This is a genomic window from Anaerolineales bacterium (assembly GCA_022866145.1).
Taxonomy (GTDB): domain Bacteria; phylum Chloroflexota; class Anaerolineae; order Anaerolineales; family E44-bin32; genus PFL42.
In genome coordinates this window covers 1-4,054 of the sequence record JALHUE010000337.1, presented here as the reverse complement: position 1 = coordinate 4,054, position 4,054 = coordinate 1, and the positions used below count along the sequence as shown (strand labels likewise).

Here is a 4,054-nt window from a genome sequence, read left to right as displayed (position 1 = left end):
TTTGGTGGCCGTCGCAAAGACGCGGCCCGAGTCGATTCTGGAAGACACCGAGCGCCTGATGCGCATGGCCCATGTCGATTCGGCCCTGCCGCGCGGGGTGCGCACCGGGCTCAAGATCAACATCTCCTGGCAGACCTGGTATCCGGCCTGTTCTTCGGCGCCCTGGCAGATCGAAGGCGCCATCCGCGCCCTGCGGCACCTGGGCTACGACGACCTGGTCGGCGTCCACAACGATACGGTCGTCGTCGACACCCGGGAAGGCGAGTTCAACAACAAGCACCGTTTCGTCACCGATCAGTGCGGCATTCCTTGCATCTACCTGTACGAGCAGAAGTTCGAGTGGGCGGAGTACAAGCCCACCCGGCCGTTCCTGGTGCTGGACAAGGTCTACCCGAAGGGCGTGTTCATCCCGAAGGAACTCATCGGCTTGAACATGGTGCACCTGCCAACGGTGAAGACCCACGTGTTCACGACCATCACCGGCGCCATGAAGAACGCCTTCGGCGGGCTGCTCCATCGCAACCGCCACTGGACGCACGCCGTGATCCACGACACCCTGGTGGACCTGCTGATGATCCAACAGGAGATCCACCCTGGGCTGTTCGCTTTGATGGATGGCACCTTCGCCGGGGATGGTCCGGGCCCGCGGGCGATGCGCTGGCATCAGAAGGACATCCTGCTGGCCTCCGCCGATCAGGTGGCAATTGACGCCGTTTCCGCCAAGCTGCAAGGCTTCGACCCGATGAAGATCCGCTTCATCCGGCGGGCCCACGAGCTCGGATTGGGGGTCGGCGATCCGCGGGAAATCGAGATCGTCGGCCACGACATCGAACAGGAACCGGCCTGGGGATTCGTGCAGGAAGATACGTTCGCCAGCCGCGGCCAGAAGCTGATCTACCATGGGCCGCTCAAGCCGCTGGAGAAACCTTTGCTTCAGAGCCCCCTAGTTCCCTGGTCGTACTTCGCCAGCAACTTCTACCACAACGTGTACTGGTATCCGTTTGTCGGCCGGCGGCGCGTGGCGCAAGCCCTGCAGACTCCGTGGGGCAAGCTGTTCCGTTCGTACGGCGATGGACAAGTTGTCATGCCCGGCATGCAGCCCAGAACCGTGGTCCAGGCCGCAGTGGCCCTGGCAGCGGTCGCCGGGCTGGTGTACGGGGGCCTTCGCCTTCTGCAGAGCGGCGGCTAGCGCCACGCATGCCGGAACTGCTCGCAGTCGAAACCCACTGCCACACCTACTGGTCCAAGGACAGCTTGATGCTACCCGACCGACTGATCGCGGTAGCCCAGGACGCCGGTCTGGACCGTTTGGCGATCACCGATCACAACGCGATCGGCGGCGCCCTGGAGGCCGCCCGGCTGGCGCCGGATTTCATCATCGTCGGTGAGGAAATCATGACCACCCAGGGCGAGCTGCTGGCGTACTTCGTCCGGGAGCACATCCCGGCCGGCTTGACCCCGGAGGAGACCATCCGCCGCCTGCGGGGCCAGCAGGCGGCGATCAGCGTCGCTCACCCGTATGACCACCGCCGATCGGGTGCCTGGAAGGAAGAAGACCTGCGCCGAATCCTGCCGCTGGTCGATGCCATTGAGGCCTTCAACTCACGCAGCATGGTCCGAGATGCCAACCCCCAGGCGGAACGTCTGGCTTCCACTGAGGGCAAGCCGGGCACCGCTGGATCGGATGCCCACTCCTACCGCGAGGTTGGCCGGTCGCGCATGCTGCTCCCACCGTTCCATGACGGGCCTTCCATGGCACAAGCCTTTAGGCAGGCACAGTTGGTCTGCCGGCAGTCCTCCCATGCGATCCACCTAACCTCGCGCTACGCCACCTGGCGCAAGTTGGCCGGCTGGCAGCCGCCTCGCCGGGGTTGAGCCCGCTCCCCTTCGCCCTGCGGGCTGATTGATGCTGCCCTTCAACCGGTCAGGCGTCCGTCCTGACGGCTCTCCCCGTTGCCTCCTCCCGACGGCGATGAAAGCCCCGCCCTCCTCCCCCAACTCGCTGTGGAAGGATGCTCCATTCCGCCGGCTGTGGGCCGGTCAAACCATCTCCAGCCTCGGTTCGACCGTGAGCCGCGAGGCGCTCCCCTTCACCGCCGTTCTGGTACTCGCGGCCTCGCCGCTTCAGCTCGGCCTGCTGGCTGCCGCAGGTTCGGCCGCGGCCCTGGCGTTCGGCCTGCCGGCAGGCCTGATCGCCGATCGATTCCGCCGTCGACCCGTGATGATCGCCGCAGACATCGCTCGTGCCGCTCTGCTGCTCACGATTTCCCTGGCGGCCGTTCTAGGCCGGCTGGATCTGATGCTGCTCCTGGTCGTGTCGTTTCTCGTAGGCGGGTTCAGCGTAGTGTTCAAGGTTGCCTTCCCCACCTACGTCCCCAGCCTGGTGGAGGGGAGCCAGCGGATCGAGGCCAACGCAAGCTCGAGGTCGGGGACTCCCTTGTAGAGATTGGCGGGGCGGCCCTGGGAGGGACTCTCGTCCAGGCCCTGGGGGGTCCGATCGCCATCCTGGTCGATGCAGTCACCTTCCTGTTCTCGGGCATCAGCCTGGCGTTGATCGGCCGCCGAGAGGCGGCGCCGGCTCCGCGGGGTTCTTCCGAGGGACTGTGGCGCCAGGCCCTGGCAGGCTGGGGGTGGGTCCGCCGCGACCGGAGGCTGCGCGCCCTGGCAGGCGCCAGCGGATTCTTCTACTTCTTCGGTGGGTTCTTCGGGGCCCTGTACGTCCTGTTCGCCCTGCGCGTGCTCTCGACCCAGCCGGCGATCCTCGGTCTGCTGATCGCCAGCGGCGGGTCGGGGCACTCCTGGGCGCAGGCGCGGCCAGCCGATTGAGCGTCCGCTATGGGCTCGGGCGGACGCTGATCGCGGCCTTCATCTTCCGCGGCGCCGTTGCCTTTCTCACCCCGCTGGCGCCAGCGATCGCACCCTGGGGCGCGCTCTTCCTGCTCGTGGGCCAACTCGCCGGCGACTTCGCCTTGATGGTCTTCTTCATCGGTGAACTTAGCCTCAGCCAGGCGCTCGCCCCGCGGGCACTGCTCGGGCGGGTGAACGCAGCATGGAGCTGATGGCCCTGGCGGTCAGCCCGTTCGGGATGCTGGCTGGAGGCGCGCTGGCGGAGGTGTTCGGCTTGCGTGTGACCTTGCTGGTGGGCGTGATTGGCGCCGGTCTGGGCAGCTTGTGGCTGGTGTTCTCGCCGGTCCCCGGGATCGTCAGCCTGCCTACCGAACTGCCCGACGACTGACCGCCTCGGCTGCCGGATAGCAGACGCCGGCAGGTCCGCGGCGAGGCTGCTTCCCGAAGCTTCCCCCAGGATGGTTGATGAAGACGCCTGTCAGAGAGAAGCGAACCGCATATGGGGTGGCTACCCACCACATATTCACATTCCTCTCTGGCGTCGCGGCTTCTTCCTCAGCCTCACAGGGATCTACCCGCGCCAGGGTTGGGCTACGGGTTGGAGGCGCCATGTGGCGGCGTCGCATGCGTCGAGGCGGTCGAGGGGGCCAGGGCAGGGGAGCCGCGGGCTGCGCGCCAGGCGTCAGTCCCGGGCGCGCAGGTGGGGGAACAGGATGACCTCGCGAATCGAGGTGCAGCCGGTGAGCAGCATCGTCAGCCGGTCGACGCCCATGCCGAATCCGCCGTTGGGGGGCATCCCGTAGCGCATGGCCTGCAGGTAGTCCTCATCCAGGGGATGGCGCTCTTCGCTGTCGGCGGCATAATCGCGCCCCATTTCCAGGAAGCGCTGCTCCTGGTCGAAGGGATCGTTGAGCTCGGTGAAGGCGTTGCACAGCTCCATGCCGGCAGCGAAGCCCTCGAAGCGCTCGACGGTGGTTGGATCCTCGGGCTTGCTCTTGGCCAGCGGGGAGATGTCCCTCGGGTAGTCGTACAAGAAGGTCGGCTGAATCAGGGTCGGCTCGACATGGTGGGCGAGCAGCGAGTCGATCAGCTTGCCGCGGGTGGAGTCGGCCGCCGGTTCGTGTCCGTGAGCCGCCATCGCCAGGCGCAGGCTGTCGGCGTCAGGGTGTTCGGCGATGTCGATCCCGCTGTGTTCGCGAATGGCCTG

At 66.6% G+C, this 4,054-nt stretch carries 7 protein-coding genes; 6 read left to right on the top strand and 1 reads right to left on the bottom strand.

Features of this window, described 5'->3' with window-relative positions; genetic code table 11:
- Window positions 1-4 precede the first annotated feature (4 nt).
- The 6 genes from MUO23_10525 (at window position 5) to MUO23_10500 (ending at window position 3,235) form a co-directional block, all read left to right on the top strand.
- Complete coding sequence (locus tag MUO23_10525) at window positions 5-1,189, top strand: DUF362 domain-containing protein (GenBank protein ID MCJ7513389.1); 1,185 nt, start codon at window positions 5-7, stop codon at window positions 1,187-1,189.
- Between the two features lie 8 nt (window positions 1,190-1,197).
- Complete coding sequence (locus MUO23_10520; GenBank protein ID MCJ7513388.1) at window positions 1,198-1,875, top strand: PHP domain-containing protein; 678 nt, start codon at window positions 1,198-1,200, stop codon at window positions 1,873-1,875.
- A 97-nt stretch (window positions 1,876-1,972) separates the two neighbouring features.
- Window positions 1,973-2,443 (top strand): MFS transporter, encoded by a 471-nt coding sequence (locus MUO23_10515; protein MCJ7513387.1) that lies wholly within the window; start codon window positions 1,973-1,975, stop codon window positions 2,441-2,443.
- A gap of 107 nt (window positions 2,444-2,550) precedes the next feature.
- Window positions 2,551-2,826: a hypothetical protein gene (locus MUO23_10510; protein ID MCJ7513386.1), complete on the top strand. Its 276-nt coding sequence runs from the start codon at window positions 2,551-2,553 to the stop codon at window positions 2,824-2,826.
- On the top strand, window positions 2,823-3,059 hold the full coding sequence (locus tag MUO23_10505) for a hypothetical protein (GenBank protein MCJ7513385.1): 237 nt from the start codon (window positions 2,823-2,825) through the stop codon (window positions 3,057-3,059). The genes MUO23_10510 and MUO23_10505 overlap by 4 nt, the downstream gene beginning before the upstream one ends.
- Entirely contained in the window at window positions 3,050-3,235 is a 186-nt protein-coding gene (locus MUO23_10500) for a hypothetical protein (GenBank protein MCJ7513384.1), read from the top strand. Before MUO23_10505 ends, MUO23_10500 begins: the two co-directional genes overlap by 10 nt.
- Window positions 3,236-3,529: 294 nt before the next feature.
- Here MUO23_10500 and MUO23_10495 read toward each other — a convergent pair.
- A partial coding sequence (locus MUO23_10495; protein ID MCJ7513383.1) for a lysine--tRNA ligase occupies window positions 3,530-4,054 on the bottom strand: 525 nt, incomplete at its 5' end.

Bases quoted from the DNA above. Each gene is read 5' to 3' on its own strand.
- MUO23_10515 (MCJ7513387.1), top strand. From the start codon at position 1,973: ATGAAAGCCCCGCCCTCCTCCCCCAACTCGCTGTGGAAGGATGCTCCA.
- MUO23_10500 (MCJ7513384.1), top strand. From the start codon at position 3,050: ATGGAGCTGATGGCCCTGGCGGTCAGCCCGTTCGGGATGCTGGCTGGA.
- MUO23_10520 (MCJ7513388.1), top strand. From the start codon at position 1,198: ATGCCGGAACTGCTCGCAGTCGAAACCCACTGCCACACCTACTGGTCC.